Genomic DNA, 21,220 nt, shown 5'->3' with positions numbered 1-21,220 from the left:
GCCCCGGCACCCCGCACCTTCGCTTCGCCCTCGCGGCACAGGTCCGTACGACCACTCTCCGCGCCGCGCGGTTCTCAGCTGCCCCCTCTGTCCCGGAAACGCGAAAGAAGCAGCTCATGGTCTCACCGACGTCCAGTGTCATCACTTTGCACATCAACGGGGAGAAGTACACGCTGCCGGTCGATCACCGCACCACCCTCCTTGACGCACTGCGCGAACGCCTCGATCTCACCGGCAGCAAAAAGGGCTGTGACCAGGGCCAATGCGGAGCCTGTACCGTCCTGCTCGACGGCCGCCGGGCGGTCGCCTGCCTGCAGCTCGCCGTGGCGGCCGAGGGCCGTGACATCACCACCATCGAGGGCGTGGCAGACGGCGACCGCCTGCACCCCGTGCAGCAGGCCTTCCTCGATCTGGACGGCTTCCAGTGCGGCTACTGCACCCCGGGACAGATCTGCTCGGCGATCGGGGTGATCGAGGAGCACGCGGCGGGCTGGCCGAGCGCCGTCACCCAGGACATCCGTCCCGAGGCCCAGCCGCCGTCATTGACCGCCGACGAGATCCGGGAGCGGATGAGCGGCAACCTCTGCCGCTGCGGCGCGTACGTCTCGATCGTCGAGGCGGTGGCCCGCGCGGCCGGGGCCCGGCCGGACGAGGGGCGTGTGCCGTCCGCGGCGGCGGCGAAGGAGGCTGTGGCATGAGGGAGTTCGGCTATCAACGCGCGTCCGACGTCGCCGGCGCCGTCGCACTGCTCGGCGCCGAACCGGACACCCGGTTCCTCGGCGGCGGCACCAACCTCGTCGACCTGATGAAAGCCGGTGTCGAACGGCCCGCCCGGCTCATCGACATCCGCGAACTCCCGCTCGACGGCATCGAGTCGACGCCCGAGGGCGGACTGCGCATCGGTGCCACCGTCACCAACGGCGACCTGGCCGCCCACCCCGAGGTCCGGCGCCGCTACCCGGCCCTCGCGCAGGCGGTGCTGGCCGGCGCGTCGGGGCAGCTGCGCAACATGGCCACGGTCGGCGGGAACCTGCTGCAGCGCACCCGCTGCGGCTACTTCACCGACGTCACCCAGCCCTGCAACAAGCGGGTACCGGGCAGCGGTTGCCCCGCCATCGCGGGCGAACACCACAACCACGCGATCCTGGGCGCGTCCGAGCACTGTGTGGCGGTGCACCCCTCGGACATGGCCGTGGCCCTCACCGCCTTCGACGCCGTCGTCCACTTCGAAACGGCGGACGGAGCGGGCGAGTTGCCGCTCGCCGACTTCTACCTCCCCGTCGGGGACACCCCGCACCGCGAGACCGCGCTGCCACCGGGCGCGCTGATCACCGGCGTCACGCTGCCGCCCGTCCCGGCCGCCGTCAACTCCCGCTACCGCAAGGTGCGCGAGCGTGCCTCGTACGCGTTCGCCATAGGTTCCGTCGCCGCCGCGCTCGACGTCCGTGACGGCGTGGTCCGTGACGTGCGCCTGGCCCTCGGCGCCGTCGCCTCCCGGCCCTGGCGGGCCGTCGCCGCCGAGCGCGTCCTGACCGGTGCGCCGGCCGGCCCCGAAACCTACGCCGCCGCGGCCGACGCCGAGCTGGCGACCGCACATCCGCTGCCGCACAACGGATACAAGGTGGACCTCGTCCGCAACCTCGTGGTGGCCGTCCTGACCGAACTCGCCGAGGAGGCCGCACGATGACCGCCGTCACCACCGAGACGGCCCGGCGGGCCCCCTCCGTCGGCACCGCCCACACCCGCGTCGAAGGCCGGGACAAGGTCACCGGAGCAGCGCGCTACGCGGGCGAGGTACCCTTCGCCGACCTCGCCTACGGCTGGCTGGTGCTGTCCACGATCGCCCGCGGCCGTATCCGCTCCCTCGACACCGAGCCCGTCCTCGCCATGCCGGGCGTCCTGGCCGTCCTGGACCACCGCAACGCCCCACGCGTCGACACCGACTACACCGGTCTGTTGGGCATGCGCCCGGACCCGACCTGCGCCGTCTTCCAGCACGACCGGGTGCCGCACCGGGGCTGGCCGGTGGCACTGGTCGTCGCCGAGACCTCCGAGCAGGCCAGAGAGGCCGCCGAGGCCCTCGTGGTGCACTACGAACAAGAGCCCCACGACATCGACTTCACCGGCGAGCGCCCGGACGCCTACCCGGCGGACGGCCATATGCCGGCGGTGACGGAAAAGGGCGACCTCGACGCCGAACTGGCCGCCTCGGCCGTCGTCGTGGACGCCGAATACACCACTCCCGAAGAGCACCACAACCCGATGGAACCCCATGCGGTCACCGCCCGCTGGGACGCCGGGCGGCTCGAAGTGATCGACTCCAACCAGGGCGCCACCTGGGTCGTCGGTGAACTCGCGAACCTCTTCTCGCTCGACCCGGCCTCGGTGCGCGTACGCTCCGAACACGTCGGTGGCGGCTTCGGCAGCAAGGGCGTCCGCGCCCACCAGGTGGCCGCCGTCATGGCCGCGACCACCCTCCAGCGCCCCGTACGCGTCGTCCTGACCCGACGTCAGATGTTCTCGCTGGCCGGGTACCGCAGCCCCACCGTCCAGCGCGTCAGGCTCGGCGCCGAGGCCGACGGACGCCTGCGCGCCCTGGAGCACCGCGCCGTCAGCCTCACCTCCACCGTGTACGAGTTCGTCGAACCGAGCGCCGGGGTGGCCCGGGTGATGTACGGCGCCGACGCCCACCACACCAGCAACCGCCTCGTACGGCTCGACGTACCGAGCCCCACGTTCATGCGCGCCCCCGGCGAGGCGCCGGGATCGTTCGCGCTGGAGTCCGCGCTCGACGAACTCGCCGAGAAGTGCGGGATCGACCCGGTCGAGCTGCGCCTGCGCAACGAACCGGACAAGGGGCCCGTGTCCGGCCTGCCGTTCGCCGGGCGCAACCTGGCCGCCTGCTTCCGGGAGGGTGCCCGCAGGTTCGGCTGGGCGGACCGGGACCCGCGTCCCGGAGTGCGCCGGGACGGCCGCTGGCTGCTCGGCACCGGTACGGCGGCGGCCTCCTTCCCCGCCGGCGCCGCGCCCTCCACCGCGACGGCGACCGCGCACCCGGACGGCACCTTCACCGTCCGCATCTCCGCGGCCGACATCGGCACCGGGGCCCGTACGGCACTCACCCTCGTCGCCGCGGACGCCCTCCAGGTGGCCCCGGAGCGCGTCCGGATGCGCATCGGCGACAGCGACTTCGGCCCGGCGATGATCGCCGGTGGTTCCATGGGCACGCGGTCCTGGTCCTGGGCGATCACGGCCGCGGCCGGCGAACTGCGCGACCAGCTGACCCCCGGTGCCGACATACCGCCGGAGGGCATCACGGTACGGTCCGACACGACCGCCGCCATCGGCGCCCTCACCCCCGCCGAACGGCACTCCTACGGCGCGCAGTTCGCCGAGGTCGCCGTGGACGTCACCACCGGCGAGGTGCGTGTGCGGCGCATGCTCGGCATCTTCGCCGCGGGCCGGATCGTCAATCCGCTCACCGCACGCAACCAGCTTCTGGGCGGAATGATCTGGGGCATCTCCATGGCCCTGCACGAGGAGGCGGTCCGGGACCGCGCCTCGGGCGGCCACGTCGGCGCCGACCTCGCCGGCTACCACGTGGCGACGAACGCCGACGTCCCCCGCATCGAGACCGACTGGATCGACGACACGGACCCGAACGACCCGGTGGGGATCAAGGGCATCGGAGAGATCGGCGTCGTGGGCGCCGCGGCGGCGCTCGCCAACGCGGTCTGGCACGCGACCGGTGTACGCCACCGCAGCCTGCCCATCCGGCCGGACCGCGTGCTGTCCGCCGCCGCGGAGGCACCGGATGCTTGACCTCGCCGAGGAACTGCACCGCTGGACCGAGGAGGGCCGGGAGTTCGCCGTCGCCACCGTGGTGGCCGTCGGCGGCAGCGCGCCCCGCGGCCCCGGGGCCGCCCTCGCCGTGGACAGCGCCGGCACCGTCATCGGCTCGGTGTCCGGCGGGTGCGTGGAGGGCGCGGTCTACGACCTGTGCCTGCAGGCGCTCCAGACGGGCGAGAGCGTCGTCGAACGGTTCGGCTACAGCGACGACGACGCGTTCGCCGTAGGACTGACCTGCGGCGGGACGATCGACATGCTGATCACGCCGGTAGGCGGGCAGGCCCCCGTCCGGACGGTCCTGGCGTCGGCTCTGTCGGCCGCCGCCCGGAGCGAACCGGCGGCCCTCGCCCGGGTCGCCCGCGGCCCGGCCGACCTCCTCGGCCGCGCACTGCTGGTACGACCCGACGGCACCTACGAAGCCGGCCTGGGCGGTCACCCGGACCTCGACCGGACGGCGGCGGCCGAAGCCCGGGCCCTGCTGGAGTCGGGCCGCACCGGCACAGTGGACCTCTCCGCGGACGGCACGCACTGCCCCGGTGGCCTCACCCTGCTGGTCGAGTCGAACGTGCCGCCCCCTCGTATGATCGTGTTCGGCGCGATCGACTTCGCGGCGGCCCTGGTACGGGCCGGGAAGTTCCTCGGCTATCACGTGACCGTCTGCGACGCCCGCCCCGTCTTCGCCACCCGGACCCGCTTCCCCGACGCCGACGAGGTCGTCGTGGACTGGCCGCACCGCTACCTGCGCAACACCGCGACCGACGCCCGCACGGTGCTCTGCGTGCTCACCCATGACGCGAAGTTCGACGTGCCCCTGCTGAAGGCGGCCCTGCGCCTGCCCGTGGCGTTCGTCGGCGCGATGGGCTCACGCCGTACCCACGAGGACCGCAACCGGCGGCTGCGCGCGGAAGGCGTCACCGAGGGGGAACTGGCACGGCTGCACTCCCCGATCGGCCTCGACCTCGGCGCCCGGACGCCGGAGGAGACCGCCCTGTCGATCGCCGCGGAGATCGTCGCCTCCGGGCGGGGCGGCACGGGCATGCCCCTGACGGGATCGAGGACGCCGATCCACCGTGACGCCCGAGCACGCGGCGGGGACGCGGGCCGCCCCCGCCGCGGCCGGCCGGGGGCGTCCCGGACCGACGGCCGCGTCGCCGCGGGCACGTCGACGACCCCGCCCGCGTAGCCGCAGCCGCGCTGGACCGGGCGTTCGGTCGCAGCCAGGGCGCGGTTACCGGCGGTGTGCCGCCTCGCTGTCGTCACCGCGCCTGCCGTCACCGCGAGTTGAGGAGGCCACCGCGAGGTGAGGAGGCCACCGCGAGGTGAGGAGGCCACCGCGAGGTGAGGAGGCGGCGGCGAGTCGGCCGCCGGTGCCGCGGTCGCCCGGCCCGGCCGACTCCGGGATCGGCGCGGGCCCGGGCGTCGGCCGATCCCGGGAACGGTTCGGGCCGGGCGTCGGGCGATTTCTGATCTGTGCGGGCGCGGCGACGGCCGATCCCGGGAACGGTTCGGGCCCGGGCGTCGGGCGATTTCTGATCTGTGCGGGCGCGGCGACGGCCGATCTCGGGATCGGTGCGGGCAACGCCCGGTCACCGGACGACCGGGGTGGCGCCGGTCGCCGCGGCGGACAGTTCCCACAGTCGCGCGGCAGAGTCCGGATCGATGGCGTATGCGCGTACACCGCCGTCGTCCATGGACTCCTCCGGCGCGGACACGCGCGCGATGTCGCAGTCCTCCAGGTAGAGCCCGCCGCGGTCGTCCAGGAGGGGCGACGTGGCTGCCCACAGACCGGTGGCGGCGCCTTGGGAGGGCGTCTTGAAGCCGGCGCCGATGAGATGGCCGCGCTCGTCCACCCACCCACGGTCGATCTGCTCCTCCAGCGTCATCTCCCGCTGGAGGCCGGTCAGGATCTTGCCCGGGTGGAGGGCGTACGCCCGGACGCCGTCGTCGCGCCCGAGGGCGTCGAGCCGCACGGCGAACAGGGCGTTGGCGGTCTTGGCCTGTCCGTAGGCCAGCCACTTGTCGTAACCGGTGCCGAAGTGGGGGTCGTGCCAGCGGATGCCGGTCAGCACGTGCCCGGCGGAGCTGTTGACGACGACGCGCGCACCGTCGGCGGCGGCGAGCAGCGGGTACAGCTCGCAGGCGAGGGCGAAGTGCCCGAAGTGGTTGGTGGCGAGCTGGCTCTCCCAGCCGGGCCCGAGGCGGCGCTCCGGGGTGGCCATGACGCCGGCGACGGCCATGAGAAGGTCGAGCCTGTCGAGACAGGCGCTGATATGAGCCGCGGCGGCGCGCACGCTGCCGAGGTCGGCGAGATCCATGGCGATGACGTCACAGCCGGGCACATCCCGCAGAGCCGCGCGGGCGACCGAGGGCCGGCGTGCCGGAACGACGACCCGCGCCCCGGAGGCCGCCAGTGCCCGGGTGGTTTCCAGCCCGAGTCCGGAGTAGCCCCCGGTCACGACGGCGGTCATGCCGACGAGTCCGAGGCCGGCCATGACGTCTTCGGCGGTGCTGGTCGCGGAGAAGGGCGAGCCGAGCGGCTGCTGTTGCTGTTCGGTGGTGGTCATGGCGGCGACGCTACGAACTGGAGTGAGGTCTAGATCAAGTCCTAGTCTGGGCGGCATGGCGACTACCGAGACCCGCACGGAGCCACTGAGTATCGGCGAGGTGGCCGAGCGGACCGGACTCAGCGTGCACGCACTGCGCTTCTACGAACGTGAGGGCCTGCTGGTCGGGCCGATCCAGCGCACCGCGGGCGGCCGACGGCGGTACACCGGCACCGATGTGGACTGGCTGCTGATCTGCATCAAGCTGCGGGAATCGGGTATGCCGCTCGCCGACCTCAAGCGGTTCGCGGAGCTGGTGCGGCACGGTCCGGGCAACGAAGCCGAACGTCTGCGGCTCCTCGACGCCCATCAACGCCGTGTGGAGGCGCAGATCCGGGCGCTGGAGGAGTGCCGTTCGGTCATCGCCTGGAAGGTCGGTGTCTACGCCGAGCACCTCTCCCGCGGCGAGGCCGGGGGGCTCTGGGACCCGACGGCCGGAGACCCGACGGCCGGAGATCCGACGACCTGATATCCGGCGGCCGGAGTCCCGGTGGCCGAAGACGGTGGTCGGGCATCGGCCGGCGCCCCCGGCTCCCGCGCCCTGGCACAGCCCTGGCGGCCCGCTGTACAGCCCCGGCGACCCGCCGCACAGCCCCGGCGACTCGCTGCCCCGGCACAGCGACCCGCTGAGCGGAGCGCGCCTGCTCGCACTGGAGGCACTGACCACGCACGATCTCTACGTCGCCCGGGTATGACGGGTGACGGCCCCACCGTCCTCACCCGCCATCGACGCCGGCGGCCGTTGTACAGGAGTGAGCGTGCGCCAACTCGACCTGTTGGTGATCGTCGTCTATCTGGTGGCGATCGCCGTGATCGGACTGCGCCTGGCGGGACGGCAGAAGTCGGCGAAGGACTACTTCGTCGGCGAGGGTCACATGCCCTGGTGGACCGTCTCGTTCTCCGTGGTGGCCACCGAGACCAGCGTGCTCACCGTCATCAGCCTGCCGGGCGGCGCGTACAGCGGGCAGGGCTTCGGGAACGTCGAACTGGCTCTCGGCTACGTCATCGGGCGCGTCGTCGTGGCGACCGCGCTGATCCCGCTGTACAAGCGCGGGGGCTTCGTGAGCGCGTACCAGTACCTCGGCGGCAGATTCGGGCCGAGGCTGCAGGGGCTCGCCTCGGTGGCCTTCGTCTTCACCCGGCTGCTCGCCGAGGGCGTACGACTGTTCGCCTCCGCCATTCCCATCAAACTGCTGCTGGACGAGTTCGGCGTGCACGCGAGCTACCGTGTCATCATCGTCGTGCTCACGGTGATCACCGTCGTCTACACCTACCTGGGCGGTATCAAGGCGGTCATCTGGACCGATGCCATCCAGATGGGCCTGTACCTGGGCGGCGCCCTCCTCGCGATCGGTGTCCTCTCCAGCCACGTCGGCGGCGAGGGCTTCCAACGCGCCCTGCACGCGGGCCGGTTCAGGCTCTTCGACACAGACTTCGGCCTGGTCCACATCCTCACGAGCCCGTTCGCGCTGCCCACCGCGATCGTCGGCGGCGCCATCTTCGCGATGGCCAGCCACGGCTCCGACCAGCTGATCGTCCAGCGCGTCCTGGCCACCCGCTCGCTGCGCGACGGCCAGAAGGCCATGATCGCCTCAGGTGTCTTCGTCACCGTGCAGTTCGCGGCGTTCTCCCTGGTCGGCGCGCTGCTGTGGTCGTACAACCAGGGCAGGAGCTTCACCGAGCTGGGCCTGAGCAGCTCCGACAACCTCTACCCGGACTTCATCCTGCACGGGCTGCCCGTGGTGATCTCCGGCCTGCTCGTGGCCGGCATCCTCGGGGCGGCGATGGGCTCGCTGTCCTCGGCGTTGAACTCCATGTCGAACTCGACGGTCGCCGACATCATCCACAGCCTGTTCCGTACCGCGCCCTCCGAGGAGTTCCTGCTCGGGCTGGCCCGGCTGATGACCCTGGTCTGGGCGGTGCTGATGGCGCTCTTCGCCTGCGCCTTCAGCGCCGGCACCGGCAACGTCTACCTCACCGGTCTGACCATCGCGGGGTACACCTACGGCGCGCTCCTCGGAGCGTTCCTCCTGGGACGCCTCGTCCGCCGCGCGAGCGAGGCCGACGCCGTCATCGCGTTCCTGGTGACGGTCGGGGTCATGACGTACGTCGTGCGCGGCGTCAAGATCGACGTCAGCGTGGCCGGCGCGACCGTGCCGACCGCGGTCGCCGCGCAGTGGCTCGTCCCCCTCGGCGTGGTGATCACTCTGACCGTGGGCGGTGCGGCCAGTCTGTTCCACCGGGCACCCGGTGGTGTGCAGGCCCCCGCCGACGACGGCGGGTCCGGCGCCGACCGCGCGGCGGCGGCCGTCGCCCCGGAATGACGCGGCAGGCAGCCGCACCGGCCACCCCGGCTCTCGGACAGTGACGGCCCCTCGGGAGGAACCATGCAACAGCCGCAGCCGCAGCCGCAGCCGCAGCCGCAGCCGCAGCCGGCCCCGGCCGCCGGGCGGGACCCGTCCCAGGAGGCGCCGTGCGTGTGATCGGCCTGATGTCGGGCACCTCGTTCGACGCCATCGAGGCCGCCGCCGCGGACCTCACCCTGGACGGCGACAGCCTGCTCCTCCGGCCTGTCGGACACCTCTCCGCTCCTTACCCGGACGATGTGCGGGGCCTGATCGCCACGACCCTGCCGCCGGCCGTCACGACCACACAGTCCGTCTGTGCCCTGGACACCGGCATCGGCCAGGCGTTCGCCGACACCGCGGCGCGCGCCCTGCGCGAACTGTGCGAGGGGACCGCCGACCTCGTGGTCTCGCACGGCCAGACCATGCACCACTGGGTCGAGGACGGCAGGGTCCGAGGCACCCTTCAACTGGGCCAGCCCGCCTGGATCGCCGAGGCGACGGGGCTCCCCGTCGTGTCCGACCTGCGCAGCCGGGACGTCGCCGCGGGCGGCCAGGGTGCGCCGCTGGTCGCCATGACCGACACCCTGCTGCTGTCCGCTCTGCCCGGCAACCCCGCCGCGCTCAACCTCGGCGGCATCGCCAACGTCACGGTCCTCGCCTCCGGCGCCGAGCCGCTGGCCTTCGACACCGGTCCGGCCAACGCGCTGCTGGACGCGGCCGTACAGCACTTCACCAGGGGTGCCGCCGCCTACGACGAGGGCGGACGCAGGGCCGCGGTGGGCCGGGTCAGCCCCGAACTGCTGCGGGTCCTCCTGGACGACCCCTACTACCGCAGGGACGCCCCGAAGACCACGGGCAAGGAACGCTTCCACCTGCCCTACCTGCAACGGGCGCTCGACGCCGTGCCCGTGCCGGCCACCGACGACGTCCTGGCCACCCTGACCCGGCTGACCGCCGTCACCGTGGCGGACGCCTGCCGTGCCCACGGCGTCACCCAGCTCGTCGTCTCCGGCGGCGGCACCCGCAACCCGGTGCTGATGCGCATGATCGCCGAGGAGCTGCCCGGCGTGCCGCTGCGCCTCAGCGACGCCCTGGGCCTGCCGTCGGACGCCAAGGAGGCCCTCGCCTTCGCCGTCCTGGGCTTCCTCACCGTCCATGGCTTGCCCGGGGCTTTCCCCTCGGGCACCGGCGCCCGCCGGGCCGCGCTGCTCGGCAGCATCACCCCCGGCGTGTCGCCGCTGCGCCTGCCCGAACCCGCCGCACGGCCGCCACGCCTGCTACGGATCACCCGCTGACACGCGCCGGGAAGGACTCACACCAGTTCGGGTTGCGGTTCGGACCGCGGCGCGGGTACGGCTTTCGGTTCCCACAGTTCGGTGGTGCGTACGTAGCCGTAGACGACGGAGACCATCGCCAGAATGAGAAGTGGTCCGAACACCCACGGATACGCGGCCATCTGGACCGGCAGAAAGCGATAGGACACCAGGAGTGTGACGAAGACCGTCGCCCCGTAAGCGACCAGCTTCATTCCGGTGCGGTCCCAGCCCCGGTCGATCGAGCGCAAGGCTGCCTCGATCGTCACCGTGAACACCACGCCGGCCACGAGATCCACGCCGTAGTGGTAACCGAATCCCAGCGTCGCGCCGAGTGTGGCGATCAGCCAGAAGGTGCCCGCGTACCGCAGAATCCGCGGGCCCTTGCGGGAATGAATGAAGATCGCGGTGGCCCACGCGGTGTGCAGGCTGGGCATGCAGTTGCGGGGGGTGATCTCGTCGTACGGCATCGCGTGCGGGGTGATGACCGGTGGCGGCGTGTGGGGCCACAGGTCGGCCACCGCCCAGTGCTCGCCGCCGGTGCCGAATGCGCCGGTCCCGTAGGCGAAGACCGGACCGACCACCGGGAAGATCATGTAAATGGCCGGCCCCAGGAGACCGATGACCAAAAAGGTGCGCACCAGATGGTGGTGCGGGAAGCGGCGTTCGACCGCCACGTTCCGCAACTGGTACAGGGCGACGACGACCGCGGCCACCGCGAGCTGGATGTAGACGTAGTCGAGAACATGGGTGCCGATCGGCCCCGTGGCCTTGACGATCCGGCCGACCAGCCATGACGGGCTGCCCAGCGCGTGATCGGCGGTCGCCACGTACTGGTCCAGCACGGTCGGGCGGGTCTTGGACGTGATGAGGAGCCAGGCGTCGCCGGTCTTGCGGCCGGTCACCAGCAGCAGACCGAGTCCGACACCCTTCAGCAGCAGGACGCGTTCCCGGCCGGTGCGGCGCGTGACGGCGACGACCCCGCAGCCCAGGATCACCCACAGAGCGCCGTTCCCGAACATCATCCTGGCGTCGAACGCCCACCGGACCAGGAAGAAGACGATATCGATACCGATGGCGACGGCGGCCGCGATGAACCGTTGCCGCCAGGTGAGCACCACCATCATCAAGGCCATGCTGGCGTACAACAGAGGGCCCGACTTAGGGGCGAATATCACCTCTCGTGCCTGGTTGGTGATGGGCCCCGGTACGCCGTAGTGGCGCGCGGCGACCTCCAGTGCGACGAGGAACGCGAGGGTCACCACGCTGACCGATGTCCACAGCACCGCCCGTGGTCGACGCCACGCGACGAACAAGGTTCTTGCGTTTCTCGGGTCTATTCGCGAAAACACCCGCGATGCTCTCGATGTCAATTTTCAGCCGATTTGTTAGTTTTCAGATGGTCGTCGTAAGTTCGAACATGTTAACGGAACGGGTGCGTTTCGCCGGTCACGGGTGGGCGAATCCCGCCCTTCCTCACCCCCTGCCGCGGACCGGCCGCACTGTCTCGACGCGGCGAGGATGACGAGACCCGTGCTGATCGTGCACGGCTCCGTCCGCCCGTCACGTCGCCGTCGGGCGTGGCGTCGGACCCGGGCCGCCGGTCGGCTACGGCGCCCGGCGTCAGCCGAGGGCCCGGTATTCAGGTGACGGATCGACGAGTTCCGGGTGCTCGGCCACGTACCGGTCGCCGTGGACCGCCGACATCGCCCAGTGCCACGCCTCCTCATGGAACACGAGACCGCGGTACGGATCGCCGTCCGGCTCGTAGGGGTAACGCCTCAGTGCGGCTTCCTCGGCCTCCGCCGGCGGCACACCGCCATGGTGCTCCATCACCCAGGCGTAGCCCCGCCGTTCGGACCGCAAACAGTCGAGGTACTCCTCCTCGCTCCACGTCATGACGCAAGCTTAGGTCGCCCTCCCCGCGCCCCTGGGCCCTCGTTGGACGAAACGCCCGGGCCGGTGACTACTAGGCTGCGACGATGGAACGCACAAGCGACGCGCCCGAGAGCTTCACCCGGTCTGCCGATCCGGCCCGGGCGAACGACTACGACAGCTTCGCCGAGGCGTACGCGGCGGACACCGAGAACAACCTCGTGAACGCGTACTACGCGCGCCCCGCGATGCTGGCCCTCGCCGGAGACGTGGCCGGTCGCCGGGTCCTGGACGCCGGCTGCGGCTCGGGACCCCTGACCGCCGCACTGCGCGACCGTGGTGCCGTCGTCACCGGCATGGACGCCAGCGCCGCGATGCTGGCACTCGCCAGGCGGCGGCTGGGTGACGACGCCCCCCTGCACCTGGCCGACCTGAGCGGCCGACTGCCGTTCGCCGACGGTGCGTTCGACGACGTGGTCGCGTCGCTGGTGCTGCACTACCTGGAGGACTGGGGGCCGACACTGGCCGAGATACGGCGCGTGCTCAGGCCCGGAGGCCGGCTGATCGCCTCGGTCGAGCACCCTTTCGTGGCCTACACGTTCGAGGACCCGCGGCCCGACTACTTCGCCACCACCAGCTACACCTTCGACTGGACGTTCAACGGACGGTCCTTCCCGATGCGGTTCTGGCGCAAGCCGTTGCACGCGATGACCGATGCCTTCACCACCGCGGGCTTCCGCCTTGCCGTCATCAGCGAGCCGCAGCCGGACCCGGCCGCCCGCGAGCTGTTCCCCGACGGCTTCCACGACCTCTCGACCAAAACCACCTTCCTCTTCTTCGTCGTCGAGGTACCGCCGTCGGCCACCGGCTCCGACCACTAGCCGGTGGCGGATCGGGCGGGGGCCCCGCTCAAAGCTGTGCGCGCACCCACGCCGGACGGGGATTGGTGTGTGCACGGCCGGCCACCAGCACGGTCGGCACGGTCTCGTCGCCTGCGTTGGCCGCCCTCACTGCCGCCGCCCCAGCCGGGTCGCGCCAGATGTCGACCCAGTGAAGCCGGTGGGCGTCGCGCCCGAGCCGGACCCGCAGGCGCAGGCAGTACTTGCACCCCGGCCGCCAGTAGACGATCGGCCGGCCGTCGACCGCGTTGCGGGCCTGTGCCTCCGCCGCGCCGACCGACCGTGGGAACACCAGCGGCGAGTGCAGAACCGCGAGCAGGGCGAACAGCGACAGCACCGCGACGGCCACGCGGGCGGACCCGCGGACGAACAGCGCGGTCGTCACGAGTGCACCGGAGAGCACGAGCAGCGACGGCAAGATCCAGGCACGCGTCATGAGGTGGCAGCTCTATCGGCGGCGTGGGTTCGGCGAACAGCGGGTCGAGGGGGGCGGGGACCGACGACGGGGTCGCCTTCGACCGCGTGCGTGAAGGCGTACGGCCGGTCGCCGCCGTCGTCCGTCTGGGTGAGGCCGGGATGCAGTGCGTGCACGTTTCCGTACGGTCGGTTGCAGGGCCGGGATGTGCCTTGGCCTGCACGTCAGGAGGATCGTCATGCGTCGCATCAGCTCGGCACTCGCCCCGCTCGCCGCCGCCGGGGTACTCGCGTTGGCCGTACCCGGCTCGGCCTGCGCGGCCAACGGGTTCATCGTGATCGACGGAGTCGTTCACACCAGCCCGAGTGGCTGCATCGAGATCCCGAAACTGTCCAGCGTCTTCAACGTCACGGACATACCCGTCAAGGTGCACAACGTTCCCGGCTGCGTGGGCGGGATCGTCCAGATCATCCCTCCCGGGCTGGCGGTGCAGGTGCCCGGGACGCACAGCCTCTTCCTCGGCTGACCGGTAGGGGGGCTTCTGCCCCGCGGTCATCCGCAGGGGCAGGAGGTCGGGGCCGCCCCGGTCGGCGAAGAGCGCGTTGCGCCGTCCCCGAATGTGGCCTCCGGCCCGGCCACCAGCCGGGCGTCCCCGATCCGTCCCATGTCCCGCCCCCCTCGCCGCCCGGCGCGCTGCGGACTCACAAGCTACGGCGCCCCACTGACAACAGCGGAGAGCGCAGCAGAAGCGGATACGTCATCCGGATCTGCTACGGTGACGAGAGAAGCGGATAAGTTATCCATATGGGTGGAGCGGGTGCCATGGTGAAGCAGTCAGCGGTGGTCACGGCAGGGACGGCGGGGATCGGACTGGAGACCGCCTCGGGGCTGGCGGAGGCGGGTTTCGCGGTCACCGTGGTCGGGCGCGACGCCGAGCGCGGCGCCCGTGCGGTCGAACGGATCAACGCCACGGCACCCGTGCATTCGGCCCGGTACCTGGCAGCCGACCTGGCGTCGCTCGACGCGGTCCGCGAGCTCGCCGCCCGGATCGGCGCGGACGGGCCGCTGACGGTTCTGGTCAACAACGTCGGGGCGATGTTCCCCGACCGGCAGGACACGGTGGACGGGATCGAGGCGGCGTTCGCCGTCAACCACCTCTCGCCCTATCTGCTGACCGAACTGCTGCTGCCCGCGCTTCGGGCCGGTACGCCGAGCCGGATCGTGAACGTCACCTCGGGGGCCGTCGGTGTCGCCAAGCGTGTCTTCGACACGGTCGAGCCGCCGGGGGGCTACTACGGCTTCCACTGGTACGGCCGGGCCAAGCTTGCCAACCTCGCCTACACCCTGCAGCTGGCCGGCCGGCTCGACGGGACGGGCGTCTCGGTCTTCGCGGCGGACCCCGGCGGTGCCGCGACCGACATGACCAACGGCACGATGCGCGATCCGAAGATCGTCTCCCCGGGTCTGCGGCTGCTGTGGCCACTGGTCCGGCGTAAGTTCGAGCGCTCGACCTCGGGCCCCGCGTCCCTCGCCGCCAAGTCCTCGGTCTTCGCCGCGACCGACGGCTCACTGGCCGGTCGGACCGGCCTTGTCATCGGACCCCGGGCGCTTCCGGTCGACCCCTTCCGCGCGGCGACGGATCCCCGTACCGCCGAAGCCGTGCGCCGCCTCAGCGAGCGCCTCGCACCGCTCACGACGGTGTGAGGGGAGCGGACGCCGATCCGCCGGGGCCGTACGGCGGATCGGATGCCCGCTGACCGGGAGTTGCTCCGCGCCCACGCTCGACCGGGATGCGGATGAGGCATCCGGTTAGACTTCTCGCATGACGACCGCCCCGCTGCGCAAGGACGCCGCCCGCAACTGGGAACGGATCGTCGCCGTGGCCCGCGAGCTCGTGGACGAGGGCACGCCCCTCCAGCTCAACGACATCGCCCGCCGCGCCGGAATGGGCGTCGGCACCGTCTACCGGCACTTTCCCACCGCCGAGGCACTCCTGGAGACCGTCGCCACACCCAGCCTGGAGGCACTCGCGGGCCACGGAGAGCGGGCGCTGGCCGACGACGACCCCGGGCGCGCCCTCGCCGGCTTCCTCGCCCGCACCATCGAAGCGCAGGTGACCGACGCCTCCCTGTCCACGGTCACCGCCGCGCCCACCGACGCCCTGCCCCGCACCACGGAACTGAAGCGGACCATACGGTCGGTCGGCCGGGAACTGCTCGCACGAGCCCGCGCCGCCGACGTCGTGCGCGCCGACCTGACCTCGGACGACCTCGTCCCGCTGATGTGCGGAATCGCCTACGCCGCGAACGTACACGGCGAACCGGCGGTCCGCGTCGAGACCGCCCGCCGCTATCTGGCCGCGCTGCTGGAAGGCCTGTACGTCGGATAGGCGCCGACCGGGTGCCGATCGGGCGTCGACCGGGGCGGATCGACGCCCGTCGTCGCAGAGCGACAAGCGACAGCCGCCGGCCGACCGGTCGGCGGCTGTCAGCCGGCGACGATGAGGGCGAGCGCGGCGAGGACGAGGGCGTACGAGGTCACGGACAGGACGCCGCGGGCGATGAGCGCGCCGCGCACCCGCCGGCGCGGGGGTGAGGTGAAGCAGCAACAGGGCTGCCGGGCTTGCCAGGAGGGGCCGTCCAGCCAGTAGGAGCCCAGCAGGCGGGCGGTGCTGGTCGGGCTCGGTTCGTCGTACATGCGCGGGTCAACGCCCCGGAGTCCGACGGGGTACGGTGGCCGGTTCGGTCGGCACCGAACCGTGATCTCGCACAGCCGCTGGGCAACTGCGGGCGTCATCAGCGCGACATGTACCTGCTGCGGATGGCGGTGGTGGCGAGGAATCCGGTCGCGGCTGCGGTGAGGAGGGCGCCGAAGGAGAGCAGGAGCGTGTGACGGTGCATCGTGCGGGCCTTTCTTGCGTGGTCGTGGATGTCCTGCACAACGAGGCCGATCCGGGTTTCGGCTCGTCCGCACCGCGGAAGCAACTCGCATGGCCCTGCCCGCCGCTGAGCAGCGGGCGGCGAAGACCCCGAGGGGCTCGGAGAAGATCACTTCATGGCGCGCAAGGATGCTCATCCGACAGGGACCGCGTTCGGCTGCTCGGCGCTGGCGGAATGCCGCGGACGGCGGCCCGCGATCCCGCGCTGCCTCCCGGGCTCATGCACCGACTGCTCGACACCGGCAGCACGTTCACGCGCCCCTCGTGCCGCCCTGGCCTGGCGGCCGCGTCCGCTGTCAGCCGAGCTCCACGGGCCCGTAGCGGGCGGCGGGCGCCCCGGTCTGCAGGGCCCAGTAGCGGTCTCCGTACGACCAGTGCCACCACTCCGTGGGGTAGTTGACCAGGCCGACAGCGGTGAGCGCGGTGCACAGGACGTCCCGGTGGGAGCGCGCCTCGGCGCTGATGTCGGCGGCGTGCGTGTAACAGGCTCCCGCGCTCTCCTCCGGAGTCGCGTTCATGCGCGTGCCCAGGTCGAGTTCACGCCCGTCCGCATCGGCGAGCGTCAGGTCGACGGCCGCTCCGGCGCTGTGCGGCGCGATCTCCGGTGGTGACACGTACCGGCTGGCCGCCGAGCGGACCTGGCCGGGGGACCACTGCGGATGTCCGGCACGCAGCCGGTCCGCGTAGGTGTCGAAGTAGCGACGCTGCAGGGAGGGCGGGCGGTACCCCTCGACGAACAGCAGCCGTATCCCGCGGGGCAGTCGTGCCTCGGCTTCGAGGAGTCGGCCGAGCACGCCTTCCCGCAGGTGGGCGAAGGTGCCGGCGGAGTCCTGCTGTTTCCGGTCGTCGACCAGCAGGTGGCTGCCTCGGCGGACGTTCACGAGCCGCTCACCGCACTCCTGGACGGGCACGGCTGCGACCTTCGGGTCGGACATCAGAACGATCTCGGTCATGAGGCGATCATCTCGGGCGGACTGTCTGCCCCGGTGGATCTGCGGGACGGGCGGCCTCGGGAATAGCCTGGAAAGGAGCTGCACCGGCGCGGGACGGACCCTCCCGATGCATTCCCTTCGCCGCGGGGGACGCGAACGTGGGAGGTGGCCATGCCCTGGAGTCTGAACGGCACGTACCTGGAGAGCTGCAACTGTGACGTGGTGTGCCCCTGCACCACCTCCGGCCTGACCGCGCCTGCCGACCACGAGCGCTGTCAGGTGACGCTCGCCTTCCACGTGGACGGCGGAGACGTGGACGGCGTGGACGTCTCCGACCGCAGCGTCGCCGTCTTCATCGACGCACCCCAGGTGATGGCCGAGGGCGGCTGGCAGGTGGCGCTGTACGTCGACGCTTCGGCCGACGACGGGCAGGCCGAGGCACTGGGCAAGGTCTTCTCCGGCCGGGCCGGCGGGCCGATGGCGGCGCTGACCCCGCTCATCGGCGAAGTCCTCGGCGTGCAGCGCGCCCCCATCGACTACCGGGACGACGGCCGCCGGCACGCCGTGCGGATCGGCGACGCCATCGACATCGAGATCGAGGACCAGATCGCCCCGCAGTTCGGCGAGGACGGTCCGGTCATGGGCCTGACCGGCATGTTCCATCCGGTGAACAGCACGCTGACGATCGCCCGGTCCACCCGGGCGACCGGCGCCGGCGTGCACGGCCGGACCTGGGACTTCACCGGCGGCAACGGTCACTCCGCGCCCTTCACATGGTCCGCGTGAGTGGTGGGCCCGTCACCGCCCGCCGTGGGACGGCGTCCGCCGGGCTGCTGCTGGTCGCGGCCGCAGCCGCCTGGGCCTGGGTGGTGACGCGCCGGGGCGGCATGCCGGCGATGCCCGGCACCATGGGCCTGGGCCTGCTCCCCTTCCTGGCCGTGTGGACACTCATGATGGCCGCGATGATGCTGCCCGCCACAGCACCCGTCGCCGCGCTGTACGCGCGCACCCTCCCCGCGCACCGGGCGTCGCACATGGTCGTTTTCACCGTCGCCTACCTGCTTGTCTGGGCCGCGGCCGGACTGCCGGCCTACGCGCTGGCCGCCGGCCTGGGCCGGGTGGCGCACCTCCCCGTCGCGGCGGGGACCGCCGTGGCGGCGGTCGTGTTCGCCGTCAGCGGCGTCTACCAGCTCACGCCCCTCAAGGACCGGTGCCTGGCGAGGTGCCGCTCGCCGATCGGTCTGATGCTGCGCTACGGCTCCTGTCCGGGGCCCTCGCGCGATCTGCGTGCCGGCGCCCACCACGGGGCCTTCTGCCTGGGCTGCTGCTGGTCGCTGATGGTGCTGCTGGCAGCGTTCGGTGTGATGAACCTGTGGGCCATGGTGGCCCTGGCCGCCGTGATCACCACCGAGAGGCTCGCTCCGGGCGGGCATGCGGTGGCCCGTGCCGTGGGGCTCGCCTCGATCGCCCTGGCCGTGGCCGTCTTCTGGATCCCGGGCCTCGCTCCGGGCCTCACCGGCGGCGGCATGACCGGGATGTGATGCCGCCACCTTCGTCCGCAACTCCCCGTGCTCCCGGCAGTGCGGACCTTCGGATCTTTCGTGGGGGCCCGCCGAGGCCGAGCTGCTGCTACGAGCCGGGAGGCGTCTCGGCCTCGTCAGCCAGGGGTCCCCGGGCGGCCAGGCGGGAAGGGCGGGGCGGGGCGCCCTGGCGGGCCACTGTGCCGACGGTGTCCTGCCCGGACCGTCGCCGCCCCGGTGCGGCTCGGCGCCGTGTCGTTCACACCGTCACGGAGCGCCGGTCCCGGCCGGCCGCGTCGAGCAGCAGTTTCGCGGCCACCGTCCGTCCGTCGGTGCGGATCGTGCCGGCCACGGTCCGTGCCCGTGCCCGGGTCTCGGGCGTCAACGCTGAGGCGAGCGCGGCGGACAGGGAACCGGAAGTCGGCGTCGGGCCGTCGTGAGCCGAGCCGATGCCCAGGTCGGCCACCCGGCCGGCCCAGTACGGCTGGTCCGCGATCTGGGGGACCACCACCTGCGGCGCGCCGGCCCGGGCGGCCGTGGTCGTGGTGCCCGCGCCGCCGTGATGCACGACGGCGGCCACCCGGCGGAACAGTGCCTGCTGGTTGACGTCGCCGACGACGAGGCAGTCGTCGGCGTCGTCGATCGGGGCGAGGCCCGCCCAGCCGCGGGCGAGGACCACACGGCGGCCCTGCGCACGGCTCGCCTCGATGGCCACCCGGGCGATGTCCTTCGGGGCGTACGCGGCCATGCTGCCGAAGCCCACGTACACCGGGGGTGCGCCGGCGTCCAGGAACGCCTCCAGGTCATCCGGGAGCGGACGGTCGTCGGGCAGGATCCACGCCCCCGTCTGCACGACGTCGAGCTCCGTCATGCCCCGTGACGGACACAGCGTCGCGTCCGCGGCCAGCCACGGCCGGCCGGTCAGGACGTGGTCGCGTACGTTGTCCACCGGCGGCAGGCCGATCGCCGCCCGATGGCGGTTGAGCGCCTCGCCGTACAGCGCGTTCACCCGCTGCGCGTCCTGCTCCCACAGCACCCGCAGGTCGGTCTCCTCCCGCGGGGACTGCTTGCCCGGCCGCGCCCCCGGGGGGAAGCGCCGCGACGGCAGTCCGAGGGTGTGGAAACAGGCGAGCACATACGGGATGCCCAGTTTCTCGGCGACGTCCCGTGCGCCGGCCGGCATCAGACCGGTCGCCAGCAGCGCGTCGCACCCCTCGGCCGCGGCGGTGAGCGTCTCGAACCGTGCGGCCACCAGCTCGGGGGCGAGCCGGAACGCGTCTTTCGCGGTCGGTGGCTTCGGGCCGGCCACCACCGAGTGCACCGTAGGACCGAGCGGCACCATCGGCACACCGGCACGCGCCAGCAGTGCCGCGAACTCCTCGTCCGCAGGCGCGCACACCAGCGCCTGCGCACCGAGTTCCCGCAGTCCCACCGCCAGTCCCGCCAGCGGTTCCACATCTCCGCGCGATCCCCACGTCGTCAACAGCACGCGCACTTCGCGACCCCCACTTTCTGCCGGTACCGGCTATCGGCCGCTGATTGTGCGGGACGACCCGGCTCTTGCCGCAAGCCCCCCTGTGCGCTATAAGTTGAGAGTGGCGAGGAGTGGAATTTCCTTGCCCTTCTTTTTTGCCGTCGCCCTCCTGACGAATGCGGGACGACGGCCGTGGCGGGAACCTGGAAGCACGAAGGACCGTCGCCGGGCGCGGCTTCCGCGCCGCCTTCACCAGGAGTACGCATGAACGCACCCTTGCGGGGACGCACCGCCCTGGTCACGGGCGCCAGCAGGGGCATCGGACTGGCCACGGTCGGCGTCCTCGTCCAGGCCGGGGCCACGGTCGTCGCGGGATCCCGGACGTCCAGCCCCGGCCTCGACGCCCTGGTCGGGCAGGGCTCGGTCACCTGGGTGCCCGTGGACCTCGGCGTGCCACGGGACGCCGAGCGGCTCGTCGAGGCGGCACAGGGCCGCGTCGACGTACTCGTCAACAACGTGGGTGCCGCTCCCGCCCGCACCGGCGGTTTCGTGTCGGTGACGGACGCCGACTGGCAGCACGTCCTCGACCTCAACCTGCTCAGCACGGTGCGGGTCACCCGCGCCGCCCTGCCCCTCATGGTGGAGGCGGGGCAGGGCTCCGTCATCACGGTCGCCTCCGTCAACGCGACGCTGCCCGACCCCATGGTGATCGACTACAGCGCCGCGAAGGCCGCCGTCGTGGCCTTCTCCAAGGCCCTGTCCAAGGAGGTCGGCCCGAAGGGCGTCCGGGTCAACACCGTCAGTCCCGGACCGGTGGAGACCGACCTGTGGCTGGCCGAGGGCGGGGTCGCGCGGACGGTCTCAGCAGCCGCCGGTGTGCAGCCCGACGACGTCGTCGCGCAGGTCGCCGGTGCCACCGCGACCGGCCGGTTCTCCACCTCGGAGGAAGTGGCCGAGGTGATCCTCTTCCTCGCGGGTGACCACGCGCGCAACATCACCGGAAGCGACTGGATCATCGACGGCGGCTTCGTCCCCACCTGGTGACCGGCGAACC

At 72.1% G+C, this 21,220-nt stretch carries 22 protein-coding genes; 15 read left to right on the top strand and 7 right to left on the bottom strand.

Features of this window, described 5'->3' with window-relative positions:
- The first annotated feature begins 116 nt into the window (after positions 1 to 116).
- Genes AB0B40_RS12645 through AB0B40_RS12630 form a run of 4 tightly spaced genes read left to right on the top strand, consistent with a single transcriptional unit; the run spans position 117 to position 5,032 of the window.
- Positions 117 to 698 carry a 2Fe-2S iron-sulfur cluster-binding protein gene (locus AB0B40_RS12645; protein WP_362263880.1) on the top strand — a complete coding sequence of 194 codons (582 nt, stop codon included), beginning with the start codon at positions 117 to 119 and terminating at the stop codon, positions 696 to 698.
- Positions 695 to 1,687, top strand: a complete 993-nt coding sequence (locus AB0B40_RS12640) for a xanthine dehydrogenase family protein subunit M (protein ID WP_362263879.1) — start codon at positions 695 to 697, stop codon at positions 1,685 to 1,687. Before AB0B40_RS12645 ends, AB0B40_RS12640 begins: the two co-directional genes overlap by 4 nt.
- Complete coding sequence (locus AB0B40_RS12635; protein WP_362263878.1) at positions 1,684 to 3,822, top strand: xanthine dehydrogenase family protein molybdopterin-binding subunit; 2,139 nt, start codon at positions 1,684 to 1,686, stop codon at positions 3,820 to 3,822. The genes AB0B40_RS12640 and AB0B40_RS12635 overlap by 4 nt, the downstream gene beginning before the upstream one ends.
- A complete protein-coding gene (locus AB0B40_RS12630; protein ID WP_362263877.1) occupies positions 3,815 to 5,032 on the top strand; it encodes an XdhC/CoxI family protein in 1,218 nt (405 codons plus the stop codon). The genes AB0B40_RS12635 and AB0B40_RS12630 overlap by 8 nt, the downstream gene beginning before the upstream one ends.
- A gap of 403 nt (positions 5,033 to 5,435) precedes the next feature.
- Here AB0B40_RS12630 and AB0B40_RS12625 read toward each other — a convergent pair whose 3' ends face one another.
- A complete protein-coding gene (locus AB0B40_RS12625) occupies positions 5,436 to 6,413 on the bottom strand; it encodes an SDR family NAD(P)-dependent oxidoreductase (protein ID WP_362263876.1) in 978 nt (325 codons plus the stop codon).
- 55 nt (positions 6,414 to 6,468) lie between these two features.
- Here AB0B40_RS12625 and AB0B40_RS12620 point away from each other — a divergent pair, with 55 nt between their 5' ends.
- From AB0B40_RS12620 to AB0B40_RS12605, 4 genes are all read left to right on the top strand, one after another.
- Positions 6,469 to 6,921, top strand: a complete 453-nt coding sequence (locus AB0B40_RS12620; RefSeq protein ID WP_345046543.1) for a MerR family transcriptional regulator — start codon at positions 6,469 to 6,471, stop codon at positions 6,919 to 6,921.
- 34 nt (positions 6,922 to 6,955) lie between these two features.
- Entirely contained in the window at positions 6,956 to 7,147 is a 192-nt protein-coding gene (locus AB0B40_RS12615) for a hypothetical protein (RefSeq protein ID WP_345046541.1), read from the top strand.
- Positions 7,148 to 7,210: 63 nt separating this feature from the next.
- Positions 7,211 to 8,776, top strand: a complete 1,566-nt coding sequence (locus AB0B40_RS12610) for a sodium:solute symporter (RefSeq protein WP_362263875.1) — start codon at positions 7,211 to 7,213, stop codon at positions 8,774 to 8,776.
- Between the two features lie 149 nt (positions 8,777 to 8,925).
- Positions 8,926 to 10,095, top strand: a complete 1,170-nt coding sequence (locus tag AB0B40_RS12605; protein ID WP_345046537.1) for an anhydro-N-acetylmuramic acid kinase — start codon at positions 8,926 to 8,928, stop codon at positions 10,093 to 10,095.
- Between the two features lie 17 nt (positions 10,096 to 10,112).
- Here AB0B40_RS12605 and AB0B40_RS12600 read toward each other — a convergent pair whose 3' ends face one another.
- Together AB0B40_RS12600 and AB0B40_RS12595 are read right to left on the bottom strand one after the other, a co-directional pair.
- On the bottom strand, positions 10,113 to 11,429 hold the full coding sequence (locus AB0B40_RS12600) for a phosphatase PAP2 family protein (protein ID WP_345046536.1): 1,317 nt from the start codon (positions 11,427 to 11,429) through the stop codon (positions 10,113 to 10,115).
- A 307-nt stretch (positions 11,430 to 11,736) separates the two neighbouring features.
- Positions 11,737 to 12,012, bottom strand: a complete 276-nt coding sequence (locus AB0B40_RS12595) for a hypothetical protein (protein ID WP_362263874.1) — start codon at positions 12,010 to 12,012, stop codon at positions 11,737 to 11,739.
- A gap of 83 nt (positions 12,013 to 12,095) precedes the next feature.
- Here AB0B40_RS12595 and AB0B40_RS12590 point away from each other — a divergent pair, with 83 nt between their 5' ends.
- Positions 12,096 to 12,869: a class I SAM-dependent methyltransferase gene (locus AB0B40_RS12590; RefSeq protein WP_345046532.1), complete on the top strand. Its 774-nt coding sequence runs from the start codon at positions 12,096 to 12,098 to the stop codon at positions 12,867 to 12,869.
- A gap of 28 nt (positions 12,870 to 12,897) precedes the next feature.
- On the opposite strand, the gene AB0B40_RS12585 is transcribed toward AB0B40_RS12590, so the two are convergent.
- The gene (locus tag AB0B40_RS12585) at positions 12,898 to 13,323 is read right to left on the bottom strand and encodes a glutaredoxin domain-containing protein (protein WP_362263873.1); all 426 of its coding nucleotides are present in this window, start codon (positions 13,321 to 13,323) and stop codon (positions 12,898 to 12,900) included.
- Between the two features lie 217 nt (positions 13,324 to 13,540).
- Here AB0B40_RS12585 and AB0B40_RS12580 point away from each other — a divergent pair, with 217 nt between their 5' ends.
- The 3 genes from AB0B40_RS12580 to AB0B40_RS12570 all read left to right on the top strand — a co-directional run bounded on the left by AB0B40_RS12580 (position 13,541) and on the right by AB0B40_RS12570 (position 15,691).
- Positions 13,541 to 13,828 carry a hypothetical protein gene (locus AB0B40_RS12580; protein WP_345046530.1) on the top strand — a complete coding sequence of 96 codons (288 nt, stop codon included), beginning with the start codon at positions 13,541 to 13,543 and terminating at the stop codon, positions 13,826 to 13,828.
- Positions 13,829 to 14,124: 296 nt separating this feature from the next.
- Positions 14,125 to 15,006 carry an SDR family NAD(P)-dependent oxidoreductase gene (locus tag AB0B40_RS12575; protein ID WP_345046529.1) on the top strand — a complete coding sequence of 294 codons (882 nt, stop codon included), beginning with the start codon at positions 14,125 to 14,127 and terminating at the stop codon, positions 15,004 to 15,006.
- Positions 15,007 to 15,124: 118 nt separating this feature from the next.
- A complete protein-coding gene (locus AB0B40_RS12570; protein WP_362263872.1) occupies positions 15,125 to 15,691 on the top strand; it encodes a helix-turn-helix domain-containing protein in 567 nt (188 codons plus the stop codon).
- A gap of 98 nt (positions 15,692 to 15,789) precedes the next feature.
- On the opposite strand, the gene AB0B40_RS12565 is transcribed toward AB0B40_RS12570, so the two are convergent.
- Together AB0B40_RS12565 and AB0B40_RS12560 are read right to left on the bottom strand one after the other, a co-directional pair.
- On the bottom strand, positions 15,790 to 15,999 hold the full coding sequence (locus tag AB0B40_RS12565) for a hypothetical protein (protein ID WP_345046527.1): 210 nt from the start codon (positions 15,997 to 15,999) through the stop codon (positions 15,790 to 15,792).
- A 537-nt stretch (positions 16,000 to 16,536) separates the two neighbouring features.
- Positions 16,537 to 17,193, bottom strand: coding sequence for a M15 family metallopeptidase (locus tag AB0B40_RS12560; protein ID WP_362263871.1), 657 nt, complete (start codon positions 17,191 to 17,193; stop codon positions 16,537 to 16,539).
- Positions 17,194 to 17,343: 150 nt separating this feature from the next.
- Between AB0B40_RS12560 and AB0B40_RS12555 the strand changes: the two genes are divergently transcribed.
- Complete coding sequence (locus tag AB0B40_RS12555) at positions 17,344 to 17,958, top strand: DUF1326 domain-containing protein (RefSeq protein WP_362263870.1); 615 nt, start codon at positions 17,344 to 17,346, stop codon at positions 17,956 to 17,958.
- Positions 17,955 to 18,713, top strand: coding sequence for a DUF2182 domain-containing protein (locus AB0B40_RS12550; RefSeq protein WP_345046522.1), 759 nt, complete (start codon positions 17,955 to 17,957; stop codon positions 18,711 to 18,713). The genes AB0B40_RS12555 and AB0B40_RS12550 overlap by 4 nt, the downstream gene beginning before the upstream one ends.
- Positions 18,714 to 18,951: 238 nt before the next feature.
- Here the strand turns inward: AB0B40_RS12550 and AB0B40_RS12545 are convergent, their stop codons facing one another.
- Positions 18,952 to 20,187, bottom strand: coding sequence for a glycosyltransferase (locus AB0B40_RS12545; protein ID WP_345046521.1), 1,236 nt, complete (start codon positions 20,185 to 20,187; stop codon positions 18,952 to 18,954).
- Between the two features lie 243 nt (positions 20,188 to 20,430).
- Here AB0B40_RS12545 and AB0B40_RS12540 point away from each other — a divergent pair, with 243 nt between their 5' ends.
- A complete protein-coding gene (locus tag AB0B40_RS12540) occupies positions 20,431 to 21,210 on the top strand; it encodes an oxidoreductase (protein WP_345046520.1) in 780 nt (259 codons plus the stop codon).
- Positions 21,211 to 21,220: the final 10 nt, after the last annotated feature.

This window comes from Streptomyces sp. NPDC042638, assembly GCF_040647235.1.
Classification (GTDB): Bacteria; Actinomycetota; Actinomycetes; order Streptomycetales; family Streptomycetaceae; genus Streptomyces; species Streptomyces rameus.
Note: the sequence above shows the minus strand (reverse complement) of the source record. Positions and strands in the feature narration are given on the sequence as shown.